Origin of the sequence: Serratia sp. FS14 (assembly GCF_000695995.1) — a bacterium.
GTDB lineage: Bacteria > Pseudomonadota > Gammaproteobacteria > Enterobacterales > Enterobacteriaceae > Serratia > Serratia nematodiphila.
In genome coordinates, this window is the sequence record NZ_CP005927.1 from 1,530,097 (window position 1) to 1,545,961 (window position 15,865).

General features: G+C 60.5%; 14 protein-coding genes and 1 riboswitch. Of the genes, 8 read left to right on the top strand and 6 right to left on the bottom strand.

What is annotated here, in order from left to right; translation table 11 throughout:
• Positions 1 to 82: 82 nt before the first annotated feature.
• Positions 83 to 298: a 30S ribosomal protein S21 gene (rpsU, locus tag L085_RS24410; protein ID WP_001144069.1), complete on the bottom strand. Its 216-nt coding sequence runs from the start codon at positions 296 to 298 to the stop codon at positions 83 to 85.
• A 325-nt stretch (positions 299 to 623) separates the two neighbouring features.
• Between rpsU and tsaD the strand changes: the two genes are divergently transcribed.
• A complete protein-coding gene (gene tsaD, locus L085_RS07045) occupies positions 624 to 1,637 on the top strand; it encodes a tRNA (adenosine(37)-N6)-threonylcarbamoyltransferase complex transferase subunit TsaD (RefSeq protein WP_004937199.1) in 1,014 nt (337 codons plus the stop codon).
• A gap of 30 nt (positions 1,638 to 1,667) precedes the next feature.
• Here the strand turns inward: tsaD and plsY are convergent, their stop codons facing one another.
• A complete protein-coding gene (plsY, locus tag L085_RS07050; protein ID WP_004937201.1) occupies positions 1,668 to 2,306 on the bottom strand; it encodes a glycerol-3-phosphate 1-O-acyltransferase PlsY in 639 nt (212 codons plus the stop codon).
• A 107-nt stretch (positions 2,307 to 2,413) separates the two neighbouring features.
• Here plsY and folB point away from each other — a divergent pair, with 107 nt between their 5' ends.
• Entirely contained in the window at positions 2,414 to 2,773 is a 360-nt protein-coding gene (gene folB, locus L085_RS07055; protein ID WP_044030418.1) for a bifunctional dihydroneopterin aldolase/7,8-dihydroneopterin epimerase, read from the top strand.
• Positions 2,774 to 2,906: 133 nt separating this feature from the next.
• Positions 2,907 to 3,731: an undecaprenyl-diphosphate phosphatase gene (gene bacA, locus L085_RS07060; protein ID WP_033639357.1), complete on the top strand. Its 825-nt coding sequence runs from the start codon at positions 2,907 to 2,909 to the stop codon at positions 3,729 to 3,731.
• Between the two features lie 39 nt (positions 3,732 to 3,770).
• On the opposite strand, the gene L085_RS07065 is transcribed toward bacA, so the two are convergent.
• Both L085_RS07065 and L085_RS07070 read right to left on the bottom strand, forming a co-directional pair.
• Complete coding sequence (locus L085_RS07065) at positions 3,771 to 5,015, bottom strand: multifunctional CCA addition/repair protein (RefSeq protein WP_044030421.1); 1,245 nt, start codon at positions 5,013 to 5,015, stop codon at positions 3,771 to 3,773.
• A gap of 122 nt (positions 5,016 to 5,137) precedes the next feature.
• Positions 5,138 to 5,758 carry a TIGR04211 family SH3 domain-containing protein gene (locus tag L085_RS07070; RefSeq protein WP_033632054.1) on the bottom strand — a complete coding sequence of 207 codons (621 nt, stop codon included), beginning with the start codon at positions 5,756 to 5,758 and terminating at the stop codon, positions 5,138 to 5,140.
• 278 nt (positions 5,759 to 6,036) lie between these two features.
• Between L085_RS07070 and L085_RS07075 the strand changes: the two genes are divergently transcribed.
• The 3 genes from L085_RS07075 (at position 6,037) to hldE (ending at position 11,735) form a co-directional block, all read left to right on the top strand.
• The gene (locus L085_RS07075) at positions 6,037 to 7,344 is read left to right on the top strand and encodes an inorganic triphosphatase (RefSeq protein ID WP_044030422.1); all 1,308 of its coding nucleotides are present in this window, start codon (positions 6,037 to 6,039) and stop codon (positions 7,342 to 7,344) included.
• Between the two features lie 45 nt (positions 7,345 to 7,389).
• Positions 7,390 to 10,227, top strand: a complete 2,838-nt coding sequence (gene glnE, locus L085_RS07080) for a bifunctional [glutamate--ammonia ligase]-adenylyl-L-tyrosine phosphorylase/[glutamate--ammonia-ligase] adenylyltransferase (protein WP_044030423.1) — start codon at positions 7,390 to 7,392, stop codon at positions 10,225 to 10,227.
• Between the two features lie 77 nt (positions 10,228 to 10,304).
• A complete protein-coding gene (gene hldE / locus L085_RS07085) occupies positions 10,305 to 11,735 on the top strand; it encodes a bifunctional D-glycero-beta-D-manno-heptose-7-phosphate kinase/D-glycero-beta-D-manno-heptose 1-phosphate adenylyltransferase HldE (RefSeq protein ID WP_033644597.1) in 1,431 nt (476 codons plus the stop codon).
• A 51-nt stretch (positions 11,736 to 11,786) separates the two neighbouring features.
• Here hldE and L085_RS07090 read toward each other — a convergent pair whose 3' ends face one another.
• On the bottom strand, positions 11,787 to 12,062 hold the full coding sequence (locus tag L085_RS07090) for an accessory factor UbiK family protein (protein WP_004937216.1): 276 nt from the start codon (positions 12,060 to 12,062) through the stop codon (positions 11,787 to 11,789).
• Positions 12,063 to 12,209: 147 nt separating this feature from the next.
• A riboswitch (FMN riboswitch) is annotated at positions 12,210 to 12,370 on the top strand.
• A gap of 109 nt (positions 12,371 to 12,479) precedes the next feature.
• Between L085_RS07090 and ribB the strand changes: the two genes are divergently transcribed.
• The gene (ribB, locus tag L085_RS07095) at positions 12,480 to 13,133 is read left to right on the top strand and encodes a 3,4-dihydroxy-2-butanone-4-phosphate synthase (protein WP_004937218.1); all 654 of its coding nucleotides are present in this window, start codon (positions 12,480 to 12,482) and stop codon (positions 13,131 to 13,133) included.
• Positions 13,134 to 13,186: 53 nt separating this feature from the next.
• Here ribB and L085_RS07100 read toward each other — a convergent pair whose 3' ends face one another.
• Positions 13,187 to 14,710, bottom strand: coding sequence for an alkaline phosphatase (locus L085_RS07100; protein ID WP_044030424.1), 1,524 nt, complete (start codon positions 14,708 to 14,710; stop codon positions 13,187 to 13,189).
• A gap of 325 nt (positions 14,711 to 15,035) precedes the next feature.
• Between L085_RS07100 and ygiD the strand changes: the two genes are divergently transcribed.
• Positions 15,036 to 15,818 carry a 4,5-DOPA dioxygenase extradiol gene (gene ygiD / locus L085_RS07105; RefSeq protein WP_044030425.1) on the top strand — a complete coding sequence of 261 codons (783 nt, stop codon included), beginning with the start codon at positions 15,036 to 15,038 and terminating at the stop codon, positions 15,816 to 15,818.
• The last annotated feature ends 47 nt before the right edge of the window (positions 15,819 to 15,865 follow it).

Sequence of the window (15,865 nt, forward strand, 5' to 3'; positions counted from 1 at the left end):
AAGCACGGCCTTCGTATGCAACTACTCGGTCTGCGCGATTTTGAAAATCAGAAATTCACGCGGTGGGGTTGCCCCCGAAGAATTAATACAGACGAGTGCGGCGTGCGTTTTCGCGAGCCAGTTTCTTCGCGTGACGTTTCACAGCAGAAGCTTTAGCGCGTTTACGTTCGGTAGTTGGTTTTTCATAAAACTCACGACGACGAACTTCAGCTAAAACACCTGCTTTTTCGCAAGAGCGTTTGAAACGACGCAGAGCAACGTCAAATGGCTCGTTTTCACGTACTTTAATTACCGGCATGTGCCTCTCACCTCAATAAAATTCGGTTTGTTGCTGGCCAAGCGCCAGCCTTTTCAAAATGGTGCGGAATTTTACTCCAATGGATGCTGCTTTGTAAAGCATCACAGCAAATTGAAACCCGCGTCGCTCTGCCGCAACGTGCGCAATTTTGCACCGGGCGCTGATTATAGACTAATCAGAAAAAAATGCTCGTGTTTAATCGCTCAGGCATTTTCTGGATGAATCATCGACATAGGCGCAAGCCGGTGACAAGATGCGCCGCACCGGCGGTAAATGCGGCGGAATGTGGTAGACTGGCGGCCGCACGTGAATGATGGGAAATGTAATGCGAGTACTGGGTATAGAAACGTCCTGCGATGAAACCGGAATTGCAGTGTATGACGATCAAACCGGTTTGTTGGCCAACCAATTATACAGCCAGGTGAAGCTGCACGCCGACTACGGCGGCGTAGTGCCGGAACTGGCCTCCCGCGATCACGTGCGCAAAACCGTGCCGCTGATTCAGGCGGCGCTGAAAGAGGCCAACCTGACCCCGGCCGATATCGACGGCGTGGCTTACACCGCCGGGCCGGGCCTGGTGGGGGCGCTGCTGGTCGGCGCAACCGTGGGGCGCGCGCTGGCGTTCGCCTGGAACGTGCCGGCAGTGCCGGTGCACCATATGGAAGGCCACCTGCTGGCGCCGATGCTGGAAGACAACCCGCCGGCGTTTCCGTTCGTCGCGCTGTTGGTCTCCGGCGGCCACACCCAGCTTATCAGCGTCACCGGCATCGGTGAGTATGAGTTGCTGGGCGAGTCGATCGACGACGCGGCCGGTGAAGCGTTCGACAAAACCGCCAAGCTGCTCGGCCTGGATTATCCTGGCGGGCCGATGCTGTCGAAGATGGCGCAGCAGGGCACGGCGGGGCGTTTCACCTTCCCGCGGCCGATGACCGATCGTCCGGGGCTGGACTTCAGTTTCTCCGGGCTGAAAACCTTTGCCGCCAACACCATTCGCTCCAACGGCAACGACGATCAGACGCGTGCCGACATCGCCCGCGCCTTCGAGGATGCGGTGGTGGATACGCTGGCGATAAAATGCAAACGCGCGCTGGAGCAGACCGGCTTCAAACGCCTGGTGATGGCCGGCGGCGTGAGCGCCAACCGCACGCTGCGCGCCAAACTGGCGGAGATGATGCAGAAACGCGGCGGGGAGGTGTTCTATGCCCGCCCGGAATTTTGCACCGACAACGGCGCGATGATCGCCTATGCCGGCATGGTGCGCCTGAAGAGCGGCGCCAACCCGGAGCTGAGCGTTTCCGTGCGGCCGCGCTGGCCGCTGGCGGAACTGCCTGCGGTATAAAGCAAAGGGCCGGATTATCCGGCCCTTCTGTTATTCCTCTCTCGGCTGGTCGCCGTTATCCGCGTCGTTTTTCTTCTTGCGGAACTTGCCCCAGATCTTGCCTTCCTGGCCGCGCCACAGGCGCTGAATATTGTCGTGATGCCGCATCAGGATCAGGCAGGAGAGCATCGCTACCGGGAAGGTGAACTGCGGTTTGAACCACCAGACGTAGAACGGGGCGATCAACGCGCTGACGATGGCGCCGAGCGAAGAGTAGCCGCTGAGCAGCACCGTCAACAGCCAGGTGCCAGTCATCAGGCCGGTCAGATCCCAGCCGATAGGTGCGATGGCGCCAAACGCCGTCGCCACGCCTTTACCGCCGCGGAAGTGGAAGAACACCGGATAGATGTGCCCAAGACAGGCGGCGATCGCCGTCAGGCCCAGATATAGCGGCGGCACATCGAGTTTGTAGGCCAGCCAGACCGGCAGCATCCCTTTCAGAATATCGAACACCAGCACCGCCGCCGCCGCCAGCCGGCCGCCGATGCGCAGGACGTTGGTCGCCCCGGGGTTTCCTGAGCCATGTTCACGCGGATCCGGCAGCCTGGCGATCCGGCAAACCAGGATCGCGCTGGAAATCGAGCCGCACAGATACGCGAAGATAATCATGCCAAGCGCGGTAGCACTCATAACGCGGTTCCGTTTAATAATGGTCGTTTTACTCGCAACATCTATGGATAATACGCACATTCCGCTGGAAGTGGTATCCGGCAAGGCCAAAAACAGAGAATGACGTGATGGATATCGTATTTATTGAAGAGCTTACCGTAATTACCACCATTGGCGTTTATGAGTGGGAACAGGGCATTCGTCAGAAGCTGGTGTTCGATATCGAAATGGGCTGGGATAACCGGCCGGCCGCCGCCAGCGACGATGTAACTGACTGTCTGAGCTATGCCGATGTCAGCGACGCCGTGATCCATCACGTGGAGTCGAACCGGTTCGCGCTGGTGGAGCGCGTGGCGGAGGAAATATCCGAAATTTTGCTTCAACGCTTCAATTCCCCGTGGGTCCGTATTAAGGTCAGCAAACCGGGCGCTGTAGCACATGCCAATCGGGTCGGCGTGATCATTGAGCGCGGCACTCGTCCCGCATGATTTTATGTCATCTGCTTGCAACGAAAGACCGTTAAGCTGGTCTTAATCCTGAGAATTGTTTTAGCGGCATTGTCTTTTAAGCACTGCCGCTTTTTTATGTGATGGCCGTTATTTTATGGGGTGAGCGAAGCACATGGCTGACATGCATTCACTGTTTATTGCGTTTGTTCTTGGGGTTGTCGAAGGGTTAACCGAATTTCTGCCGGTGTCTTCCACCGGGCATATGATTATCGTTGGCGAGTGGCTGGGTTTTACCGGCGACAAAGCCAAAACCTTTGAAGTCATCATCCAACTGGGGTCTATCCTGGCCGTGGTGGTGATGTTCTGGCGCCGGTTGTTCGGCCTGATCGGCATCCATTTCGGCGGCAAGCCAGTGGAGCACGAGGGCAAAACCAGCGGCCAACTGAAGCTGGGGCATATCCTGCTGGCGATGATCCCGGCGGTGGTGCTGGGTCTGGTATTCCACGATGTGATTAAATCGCTGTTCGCGCCGAAAAACGTGATGTACGCGTTGGTCGTCGGCGGCCTGCTGTTGCTGGCGGCGGAATGGCTGAAGCCGAAGAAGCCGAGAGCGGAAGGGCTGGATGACATCACCTACCGCCAGGCGTTCATGATCGGCTGCTTCCAGTGCCTGGCGCTGTGGCCGGGTTTCTCCCGTTCGGGGTCCACTATCGCCGGCGGTATGCTGGTGGGCGTAAACCGCTATGCGGCGTCCGAGTTCTCCTTCATCCTGGCGGTGCCGATGATGATTGGCGCCAGCGGTCTGGATCTGTACAAGAGCCTGCACTTCTTGACCTGGGGCGATCTGCCGATGTTCGCCGTCGGTTTCGTTACTGCCTTCGTGGTGGCGCTGATTGCGATCAAGACCTTCCTGTCGCTGATCAAACGCATCTCGTTCGTGCCGTTCGCCATCTACCGCTTTATCGTGGCGGCCGTGGTTTACATGGTATTCCTGTAAGCCCGATGGCAAGAAAAAACCCCGCTCTGCGGGGTTTTTTTATGCCTGATCGTTGAGGATGGTTTGGTTGAGCTTCCAGTCGGCCAGCGCCTGCTGGCGACGGCGTTTGAGCTCATCGCGGATCGCGGTGCCCTGCAGCCCGCTGGCTACCACCTCTTTAATAGATACCGCGTTCGCCACCTGATACGCCTGGCGCAGATAGTCGCCCTGCGGATAAGGATTCTCCTCAAAGCCGGTGCGGCCGCGCGCGTCCGCTTCGCTGGTCAGGATCATCTGCTCCAGCCTTTGGGGCTTGCGCCAGACGTCGATGGCGTCGAACAGCTTCAGCAGGGTCTCCGGCCGCAGCTTATTCACGGTGTGGATCAAATCATGGTACTCGGCCACCAGCTTGCTCAGATCGCGCACCGGGTTAGGCACCCGCAGCCGCTGGCATAGCGCTTCGACCAGCCGCACGCCCGCCGGGCCGTGGCCGTGGTGATGCGGCCAGAACTCTTTTGGCGTCAACCCTTTGCCGAGGTCATGACACAGGGTGGCGAAGCGTACGTCCACCTCGGGAGTGAGGCGGGCGGCCATCGCCAGCGCCATCAGCGTATGTACGCCGGTGTCGATCTCCGGATGCCATTTGGCGGGGGCCGGCACGCCGAACAGCGCGTCGATTTCCGGGAACAGCACCGCCAGCGCATCGCAGTCGCGCAGCACCTGAAAATAGACCTGCGGGCTCTGGCTTTGCAGCGCCTTTTCGGTTTCCTTCCAGACGCGTTCGGCGGTCAGCGCGGCCAGTTCACCGCTGTGCGCCATCCGGCGCATCAAGGCCAGCGTTTCGTCGGCGATGCGAAAACCCAGATGGACGAAGCGAGCATTGAATCGCGCCACGCGCAGCACGCGCAGCGGATCTTCGCCGAACGCGTCGGAAACGTGGCGCAGCACGCGCGCCTGCAGATCGGCCACGCCGCCGTAGGGGTCAATCAGTTCCCCTTCGGCGGAACGAGCGATGGCGTTGAGGGTCAGATCGCGCCGCAGCAGATCTTCTTCCAGCGTGACGTCCGGCGCGGCATAGCAGGTAAAACCGGTGTACCCCTGGCCGGATTTGCGCTCGGTGCGCGCCAGCGCGTACTCCTCGTGGGTATCGGGATTGAGGAACACCGGAAAATCTTTGCCGACCTGCTGGTAGCCCAATGCCAGCAGCTCCGCCGGCGTGGCGCCCACCACCACCCAATCATGATCGACCACCGGAATGTTGAGCAGGCTGTCGCGAACGGCGCCGCCGACCAGATAAATCTGCACTGTTGACTCCTGAATATCGTGTAAGGCTCTGTCTATCAGATTACATGAATTGGACGCGGGATGTCGGCGCCAATGAAAAAGGCGCCCGCAGGCGCCCAAACTCAAACTGAACGATACTGAGATCAGTTCATCCAGCGATTGTTGTTCTTGCGACGCGGGATCAGGTGCGGCAACAGCAGGCCCAGCAGCAAACCGACGCCGGCGACGCCGCCGCCGTACATGAACCACTGCAGAATAATGGTGCGCTGTTTGTCGTCGAGCTGCAGGTTAACGGCGTTAACCTTCTTCTGCGCGACCACCAGCTGGTTTTTCAGATCCTGGTTTTCCTTCTGCAGGCTGCTGATGGTGCTGTCGCTGCCTGCGACTTTTTCCTGCATTTCCGCCGTGCGCTGGTTCCAGGTGTTATCGATGTTGGTCAGCTTGTCGGTCAGGGTTTTCACCTGTTGTTCCAGCTCCGGCACGCGGGTGCGCAGGCTTGGCGTCTGGCTGAGTTGGTCGAGCGGGATCCAGGTGGTGCGGCCTTTCGGATCGCGGATCTGGCCGTAGTTGGTGCTGTCGTTGACGCTCAGCAGTGTCACTTCTTCACCGGCGTTCAGAGTGCCGACAATACGGTACTGATTACCTGGGCCGCTATGGACGTAAGTGCTTAACTCATCGGAGATATAGCGTTTATCTTCGGCATGTGCGGCCCAAGTGATGCTGAAGCTCAGCGCGGCAAGGAAAATCAGGCGTAATTTCTGCATTAGTTCATCGTTTCTGGGTGAATTTATGGAACGATAGTAGAGGGTTCAGTCTGACGACGCAACGCCAAAACCGGAATGAGAACTATCTTACTGTGGCTGATTCTGTGAGTTGCGCAGCGTTTTATAACGTAACAGGTTTTTTCTACAGTTAGCAGGGTTAAGGCGCTGGGAATCGCGGTAAGATAACGGCAACTGTGCGTCAGTGGGCAGCATACGGCGGGCCGAGCGCGCCGCGCTGAAACCGACGCGAATGCGTAACTTATTGGTGTTAAAGAATTATGACCGTTGAAATTGAACTGAAATTCATCGCCGTGCCGCAAGCGGTGGCCGCTCTGCCACACTGGCTCGCCGCCTGGCCGCATCAGCATTCCGCGCCGCAAAAGCTGACCAACATTTACTTCGAAACGGCCGACAACTTCCTGCGCAGTCACGACATGGGGCTGCGCATTCGCGGTTTCGACGATCGCTATGAGATGACCATTAAAACCGCCGGTAAAGTGGTGGGCGGCCTGCACCAGCGCCCGGAATACAATGTCGCTATCGCCGAGCCGCAGCTGGCGTTGGCGCAGTTTCCTGCCGACATCTGGCCGCAGGATTGCGATATCGCGGCGCTGCAGCAGGCGTTGCAACCGCTGTTCCGTACGGATTTCGTGCGTGAGAAGTGGGTGGTTACTTACGGCCAAAGCGAGATAGAGATTGGCCTGGATCAAGGAGAAGTGCGTGCTGGTGGCCTCAGCGAAGCCTTGAGCGAGATAGAACTGGAACTGCTGAAAGGCAATACCGCCGATCTGCTGGCGTTGGCCGGTGAGCTGGCGGCGCACGACGGGCTGCGTCAGGGCAGCCTGAGCAAGGCGGCGCGCGGTTACCACCTGGCGCAGGGCAATCCGCCGCGTGAGGTGCGCCCGCTGCGGGTGCTGAAGCCGGCGGCGAAGGCGACCGTGGAGCAGGGGATGATCGCCGCCTTCGAGCTGGCGCTCAGCCACTGGCAGTACCATGAAGAGCTGTGGCTGCGCGGCGACGCGCAGGCGCGCGCTTCGGTGATTGAGGCGGTTGGCACGATCCGCCAGGCACTGGTGATCTTCGGCGGCCTGGTGCCGCGCAAGGCCAGTGCCGATCTGCGCGCCCGCCTGACCGAGCTCGAACCGCTGTTGGCGGACAAAACCGCGCAACCGGAGATCCTGTGTTACAGCGCGGTCTACCTGCAATGTAAGTTGGCGCTCACATCATGGCTGGTGAGCGGCGCCTGGCGGCCGTTTATCGACGCCAAAGCGCAGGCCAAGCTGGACGGTTCTTTCAAACGCTTCAGCGACATCATGCTGGGGCGCAGCGGCGCGGAGCTGAAAGAGGCCTTCAGCCGTACGCTGAACGAAGATGAATATCAGGAACAATTGCCGCGCCTGACGCGTCAGATTTCGGCGCTGGTCCTGCTGTCGGGCGCTTACCCCGACGAGCAGACCGGGCCTTATATCGAGGCCTGGCGCGAGCTGCAGGCGGCGCTGAGCGAGCGCCGCCAGGGCTGGTATGAAGCCAGCCGCAAACAGGCCTTATCGCATGCGCCATTCTGGTTAAACGGCGCGCTTCGTTAATCCAGCCGGCCCGCCAGCCGTGGGCCGCAGAACGGGTCAAACACTATGTCGCCACTTTCAGCCGCGTTACAGGCTCAGGCACAGCAGGTTGTGCAGCGTTTTCAGGAAGTTCACGGCGCGGACTGCGCCTTTAGCGAGCAAGAGCAGTGGGTGCTGGCGTCGAGCGACTTCGTCAGCGACGCGCTGCTCGCCCAGCCGGCCTGGCTGGCAACGCTGCGCGAACAGCCGCCGGCACCCGGCGAGTGGCAACACTATGCCGCCTGGCTCCAGGACGAGCTGGAAGAGGTACGCGACGAAGCGCAGCTGATGCGCACGCTGCGTCTGTTTCGCCGCGAAACGCTGGTGCGCATCGCCTGGGCGCAGGCGCAGGGGCTGTGTTCGACCGAAGAAACGTTGCTGCAGCTGAGCGGGCTGGCGGAGACGCTGATCGTCAGCGCGCGCGACTGGCTGTACCAAACCTGCTGCCGCGAATGGGGCACGCCGTGCAACGCCGCCGGCGAGCCGCAGCCGCTGTTGATCCTCGGCATGGGTAAGCTGGGCGGCGGCGAACTGAACTTCTCGTCGGACATCGATCTGATCTTCGCTTACCCGGAAAATGGTCAAACCCAGGGCGGGCGGCGCGAGCTGGATAACGCCCAGTTCTTCACCCGCCTCGGCCAGCGGCTGATCAAGGCGCTGGATCAACAGACCATCGATGGCTTCGTCTATCGCGTGGACATGCGGCTGCGGCCGTTCGGCGACAGCGGCCCGTTGGTGATGAGCTTTGCGGCGCTGGAGGATTACTACCAGGAACAGGGGCGTGACTGGGAACGCTATGCGATGGTAAAGGCGCGCCTGATGGGCGGGGCGGAAGACGCCTACAGCCAGGAGCTGCGCAAAACGCTGCGGCCGTTCGTGTTCCGCCGCTACATCGATTTCAGCGTCATCCAATCTTTGCGCAACATGAAGGGCATGATCGCCCGCGAAGTGCGGCGGCGCGGTCTGAAGGACAACATCAAGCTGGGCGCCGGCGGCATTCGCGAAATCGAATTCATCACTCAGGTATTCCAGCTGATCCGCGGCGGCCGTGAACCGGCGTTGCAGGGGCGTTCGCTGTTGCCGACGTTGCAGGCGGTGGGTGAGCTGGGGCTGCTGGAAAGCGAGCAGGTGCGGGCGCTGAGCGCCGCCTACCTGTTCCTGCGGCGGCTGGAGAACTTGCTGCAGGCGATTGGCGATCAGCAAACCCAGACGCTGCCGCAGGAGGCACTCGATCAGGCCCGGTTGGCCTACGGCATGGGGTTGGCGGATTGGCCGGCGCTGATGGCGGCGCTGGACGCGCACATGCAGGCGGTGCGTGCGGTGTTCGACGACCTGATCGGCGACGATAGCCCGGATGTCGGCGAAGATCCCGACTATCAGCACTACCACAGCCTGTGGCAGGACGCGCTGGAGGAGAACGAGCTGGCGCCGCTGATGCCGCACCTCGATGAAGAGGGGCGCCGACAGATGCTGCGCACCATCGCCGATTTCCGCCACGACGTAGACAAACGCACCATCGGCCCGCGCGGCCGCGACGTGCTCGATCAGCTGATGCCGCGCCTGCTGGCGGAGGTATGCCCGCGCCAGGACGCGCCGACTGCGCTGGTGCGGCTGGCGCAGCTGCTGCTGAGCATCGTCACCCGCACCACCTACCTCGAGTTGCTGGTGGAGTACCATGCGGCGCTCAGCCATCTGATCCGCCTGTGCGCCGCGTCGCCGATGGTCGCCAACCAGCTGTCGCGTTACCCGCTGTTGCTGGACGAACTGCTGGATCCAGCCACGCTGTATCAGCCGGTGGCGCTGGACGCTTACCGCAGCGAGCTGCGGCAGTATCTGCTGCGGGTGCCGGAAGACGACGAAGAGCAAAAGCTGGAGGCGCTGCGCCAGTTCAAACAGGCGCAGCAGTTGCGCATCGCGGCGGCGGATATCGCCGGCGCGCTGCCGGTGATGAAAGTGAGCGATCACCTGACTTATCTGGCTGAGGCGATCATCGACGCGGTGGTGCAACAGGCCTGGAGCGACATGGTGGCGCGCTACGGCCAGCCCACCCATTTGCAGGAGCGGGAGGGGCGCGGCTTTGCGGTGATCGGCTACGGCAAACTGGGCGGCTGGGAGCTCGGGTACAGTTCCGATCTCGATCTGGTGTTCCTGTTGGATTGCCCGCCGGAGGTGATGACCGACGGCGATCGCTGCATCGACGGCCGCCAGTTCTACCTGCGGCTGGCGCAGCGGGTGATGCATCTGTTCAGCACCCGCACCTCCTCCGGCATTCTGTATGAGGTGGACGCGCGCCTGCGGCCTTCCGGCGCCGCGGGGATGTTGGTCAGCACCGTCGAGGCATTCGCCGACTACCAGCAAAACGAAGCCTGGACCTGGGAGCATCAGGCCCTGGTGCGCGCGCGCATCGTGCACGGCGATCCGGCGCTGCATCAGCAGTTCGACGCGATCCGGCGCGAGATCCTGTGCAAAACGCGCGATGCGCAGGTGCTGAAGCGTGAAGTGCGCGAGATGCGCGAAAAGATGCGCAACCATCTCGGCAACAAGCAGCGCGATCTGTTTGATATCAAAACCGATGAGGGCGGCATTACCGACATCGAATTTATCGCCCAATATCTGGTCTTACGCTATGCGCCGGGTGAACCGCGGCTAACGCGTTGGTCGGACAACGTGCGTATCTTCGAGCTGATGGCCAATTACGACATCATGCCGGAAGAGGAGGCGCGTGCGCTGACCCAGGCCTATGTCACCATGCGCGACGAGATCCACCACCTGGCGCTGCAGGAACATTCCGGCAAGGTCGGCAGCGAGCTGTTTGCCGCCGAGCGCGAGCAGGTGCGCGCCAGCTGGGCCAAATGGCTGGATTAATACCTTTTTGCGGGTATTCCGGCGGTCTGTGGTAATATCTGCGCCACTAAAATTTTGTTCTTTTTTGGAGTTATCGGATGAAAGTTACGCTGCCTGATTTTCGCCGCGCCGGTGTGCTGGTGGTCGGTGACGTCATGTTGGATCGCTATTGGTATGGGCCGACCAGCCGCATTTCACCGGAAGCCCCGGTGCCGGTGGTCAAGGTCGATACCATCGAAGAGCGTCCCGGCGGCGCGGCTAACGTGGCGATGAACATCGCTTCGCTGGGCGCCACTTCCCGTCTGGTGGGCCTGACCGGCATCGACGATGCGGCGCGGGCGCTGAGCGCCAAGCTGAATGAAGTCAACGTGCGCTGCGACTTCGTCTCGGTGCCGACCCATCCGACCATTACCAAGCTGCGCGTACTGTCGCGCAACCAGCAACTGATCCGTCTCGACTTCGAAGAAGGCTTCTCCAACGTTGATCCGCAGCCGATGCTGGAGCGCATTCAGCAGGCGCTGCCGCAGATCGGCGCGCTGGTGCTGTCCGATTACGCCAAGGGCGCGCTCAGCCAGGTGCAGGGCATGATCCAACTGGCGCGCGCCGCCAAGGTGCCGGTGCTGATCGATCCGAAAGGATCCGATTTCGAGCGCTATCGCGGCGCGACGCTGCTGACGCCGAACCTGTCCGAGTTCGAAGCGGTGGTGGGCCACTGTAAGGATGAAGCGGAACTGGTGGAGCGCGGCATGAAGCTGGTGGCGGATTTCGAGCTGTCGGCGCTGCTGGTTACCCGTTCCGAACACGGCATGACGCTGCTGCAGCCGGGCGTTGAGCCGCTGCACTTGCCGACCCAGGCGCAGGAAGTGTTCGATGTGACCGGCGCCGGCGACACCGTGATCGGCGTGCTGGCCGCTTCGCTGGCCGCCGGCAACTCGCTGGAAGAGTCCTGTTTCCTGGCCAATGCCGCCGCCGGCGTGGTGGTGGGCAAGCTCGGCACGTCCACCGTGTCGCCGATCGAGCTGGAGAACGCGGTGCGCGGCCGCGCCGAGACCGGTTTTGGCGTGATGACCGAAGCGCAGTTGAAACAGGCCGTGGCGCAGGCGCGTCAGCGCGGCGAAAAAGTGGTGATGACCAACGGCATCTTCGACATTCTGCATGCCGGTCACGTCTCTTATCTGGCCAATGCCCGCAAGCTGGGCGATCGCCTGATCGTGGCGGTGAACAGCGATGCGTCAACCAAACGCCTGAAAGGGGAAAAACGCCCGGTCAACGCGCTGGAGAACCGCATGATTGTGCTGGGCGCGCTGGAAGCGGTAGATTGGGTGGTGCCGTTCGAAGAGGACACGCCGCAGCGCTTGATCGCCGACATTCTGCCGGATCTGCTGGTGAAAGGCGGCGATTACAAGCCGGAAGAGATTGCCGGCAGTGCGGAAGTGTGGGCCAACGGCGGCGATGTCAAAGTGCTGAACTTTGAAGACGGCCTGTCGACCACCAACATCATCAAAGCGATCAAAGACGGGCGCGGCTAACGTCGGACGACGTAAAGAACAAGGGCGCGCGGTGCGCGCCCTTGACGGGAATTATTCGTCTTCCTGTTTGGCGGCCGGCGCCGCGCTCAGCTTGCTTTCCAGCTCGGCCATGCGCTGTTCCAACAGCGCCAGCTTTTCGCGGGTGCGCAACAGCACCTGAGTCTGCACGTCGAACTCTTCGCGGTTAACCAAATCCAGGCGGGTCAACTGCGATTGCAGCACCTGACGGATTTTTTTCTCAACGTCTTCCCCGAATTCACGAACGCCTTTAGGCATGGACTCATGAACCTGGCGTGCGATTTGTTCGATTTTTTTCGGGTCAATCATGGCGTATCCCTTTCAGAGTTTAATAGCTGCCGCTTAGTGTAATGCGAGTTGCCCGCCGGATAAACACCATTAAGCGCATTCGCCGCGCGTGGCCGAATTGTGCTTTTGCCAATTGCCCTGTCTACCCATTAGCGTTATAGTCATCTTGCTTATTCTCAGGGCGGGGTGAAAGTCCCCACCGGCGGTAAATCACCTTCTACGGTGAAAGCCCGCGAGCGCTCAGCCAGCCTGTAAAGGCCGGTTAGAGGTCAGCAGATCCGGTGTAATTCCGGGGCCGACGGTTATAGTCCGGATGGGAGAGAGTAACGGTATCTGCCGGGCATGCGCCCGCTTGCGTTATTTTTTTAGCTATTGCTAGCTACTCCTCAAGATCGCCCTGGTTCTGGTAATCCATAATTTTTAATGAGGTTTTTTACCATGAATCAGACGCTACTTTCAGACTTCGGCACGCCAACAGAACGCGTTGAACGCGCGATCGACGCACTGCGCAACGGGCGCGGCGTAATGGTGCTCGATGATGAAAACCGTGAAAACGAAGGTGACATGATCTTCGCCGCGGAAACCATGACCGTTGAGCAGATGGCGCTGACTATTCGTCACGGCAGCGGCATCGTGTGCCTGTGCATCACCGAAGAACGCCGTCAGCAGCTTGAGCTGCCGATGATGGTGACCAACAACTCCAGCCAGTTCCAGACCGCCTTCACCGTGACCATCGAAGCGGCGCAGGGCGTGACCACCGGGGTTTCCGCTTCCGATCGCCTGACCACCATCCGTGCGGCGGTGGCAGACAGCGCCAAGCCGAGCGACCTGAACCGTCCGGGCCACGTGTTCCCGCTGCGCGCGCAGCCGGGCGGCGTGCTGAGCCGCCGCGGCCACACCGAAGCGACCATCGATCTGGTTTCCATGGCCGGCTTCAAACCCGCCGGCGTGCTGTGTGAACTGACCAACGACGATGGCAGCATGGCGCATGCGCCGGAAGTGATTACCTTCGCCAAACAGCACGACATGGTGGTGCTGACCATCGAAGATCTGGTGGCCTACCGCCAGGCGCACGAGAAAAAAGCCAGCTGATCGCCGGCCGCTTTCAACGATAAAAAAGCCGCGTAAAGCGGCTTTTTTTGTGGCTAGCGTTTTGACAGGCGTTCGCCGATGCGGCTGGCGTAATTCATCACATGGAAGGTGTAGTTCTCCTCCACCGTGCCCTGGAACAGATGGGCCCAGGGGCCGATGGCGTAGATGCCGAGATCTTCCCCGCCGTGCGTCTCGCTTTTCAGCGGCACCAGCGCCGGCTGAATAAAGTCGGGCGCGGTGGCCTGTTCCATGGTTAATGCCGGGCGCTCGGTCAGCGGGATCGCGCCGCCGGGGCCGTTGGCGAAGCCGACGGTGGTGTATGGCTTGCCGTCGCTGCCCAGCCGCGGTTTGCCGTCGACGCCGACGGAAATGCCGAGGATAGGATTGCCGCGCTTGGCATAGCCGGCGATGGTCAGCGTGTGGCTGTGATCGCCGGTCACGATCACCAGCGTGTCGTCCAGATTGACCTTGTCGACAATGGTTTTCACCGCTTCGTTCAGCGCGACCGCGTCGCTCAGCGTGCGGTAGGCATTGCCGTTATGGCTGCCGTGATCGACGCGCCCGCCCTCCACCAACAGCAGGTAGCCTTCGGGATTCCTGGACAGAATATCGATGGCCTTGCCGGTCATTTCCGCCAGCGAAGGCTCTCCCGCCGCGTCTTGCCGCCGATCGTGCTCGAAGTTCATGTGCGACGGTTCGAACAGGGCCAACAGGTGGTCGACTTTGGTCGGATCGATTTTGTCGAACTGCGCCTGATTCCAGACGTATTGCCCACGCTCGCCGTAGCGTTGCATCCAGACCTGCGTCAGGTCGCGGCCGTCCTTTCTGGCGCCTTTCTTGCCGGGATATTCCGGATCGCTCACGCTGTCGGGCAGAAAGTTGGCGCGCCCGCCGCCCATCGCTACGTTCAGGCCGTTGCCGTACTTCATTTCCACCAGCTGGCGCGCGATGTCGCGGCAGCCTGCGGCCAGGGCATCCGCCGGCATTTTGGCGTCAGACTCCCAGTCGCGATTGGCGATATGGGCATAGGTGGCGCCCGGCGTGGCGTGGGTAATGGTGGCGGTCGTCACGGCGCCGGTGGACATGCCGAGCGTTGCGGCCATCTCCCACAGCGTGGTGACGGCCTTGGTTTGCTGATCCTCGCAGTTGTTGAGGGTAGCCGTATGGTTGAGGCCCATCAGATCGTTGATGGTTTTGACGCCGGTGGTCATCGCTACCGCGCTGGGCGCAGAGTCGGTGATTTGGGCGTCGGCGGAATAGGTTTTGGCCGCCGCCAGATAGGGGAACGCTTCCCAGGCCAGCACGTTGGATTCGCCATCCACGCCGCGCTGCTGCCCTTCAAAAATGCGAGCGGCGGTCACGGTGGAAAACCCCATGCCGTCGCCGACCACCAGAATGACGTTTTTGGCGCGGTTGGTGTTTGGCGTTTGCTTCAGCCGCTGTTGCAGCTGAGTTTGCGCCTGAAGGAAGTAAGGATCTTCGCGCTGCGTCAGCTGCGCGTTGTCCGCCGCGCCGGTGCTTGCCGTCCAGCCGGCGAGTAAGAATATGGAAAGCGTCAGGCGGGTGAGTCTGAACATGAATTCCTCCTTGGTAAGACGTGATTCCCGTAGCGCCGACGGGCTGCCAACACCCTGTCGACTGACAGAGGAGTGTATCGAATGTGTTAACAAAAAATACATAAATTGTTCACAAATTAGATCTGTGTGGCAGTAATGCCATGGTATTCACGGAATTTATTAATTAATTGAAAAGTATGTGTTTTTTAACTTTCTGTTGGCCGGTGCATTTTTGCACTTTTTAATTCAAATTTATTGAATATCTTCATCACGGTTATCCGGCTGTGTTGGTGCGGCAAAGCGCGTAATGTAGCGGCATAGCACAATTTGAACTAAGGATCCCTCTATGAACACCTTTCGTATGCCGGCACTGTTTCTTGGCCACGGTAGCCCGATGAACGTGCTGGAAGACAACCGTTACACCCGGGCATGGCGTGCGTTGGGTGAGTCATTGCCGCGCCCGAAGGCGATCGTGGCGGTTTCCGCGCATTGGTATACCCGCGGCACTGCGGTCACCGCGATGGAAAAACCCAAAACCATTCACGACTTTGGCGGGTTCCCGCAGGCGCTGTTTGATACCCGCTATCCGGCGCCGGGCTCTCCCGCGCTGGCCGCGCAGCTGCAGCAAATTCTGGCGCCGGTGCCGGTAACGGCGGATCTCGGCGAGTGGGGATTGGATCACGGCACCTGGGGTGTCCTGATCAAGATGTATCCCGATGCTGACATTCCGGTGGTGCAGCTTAGCCTCGACGGCACGCAGCCGGCGGCCTATCACTATGAGCTGGGCCGCAAACTCGCCGCGCTGCGGGACGAGGGCGTGATGATCGTCGCCAGCGGCAACGTGGTGCACAACCTGCGCATGGTGAAATGGCAGGGCGATACCAGCGCCTACCCGTGGGCGGAGTCATTCAATAACTTTGTCCGGGATAACCTGCGTTATCGGGGCGATAACCATCCGCTGGTGGATTTCATGCGCCATGAGGGGGCGGCGCTGTCGAATCCGACGCCGGAACACTATCTGCCGTTGCTGTATGTGCTCGGCAGCTGGGATGGAAAAGAGGCCATCAGCGTGCCGATCGACGGTATCGAAATGGGGGCGCTTAGCATGCTGTCGGTGCAGGTGGGCTAAAGAAAAAACGCCAGTCAGAGACTGGCGTTTTTACCTTCAGCGGGGCG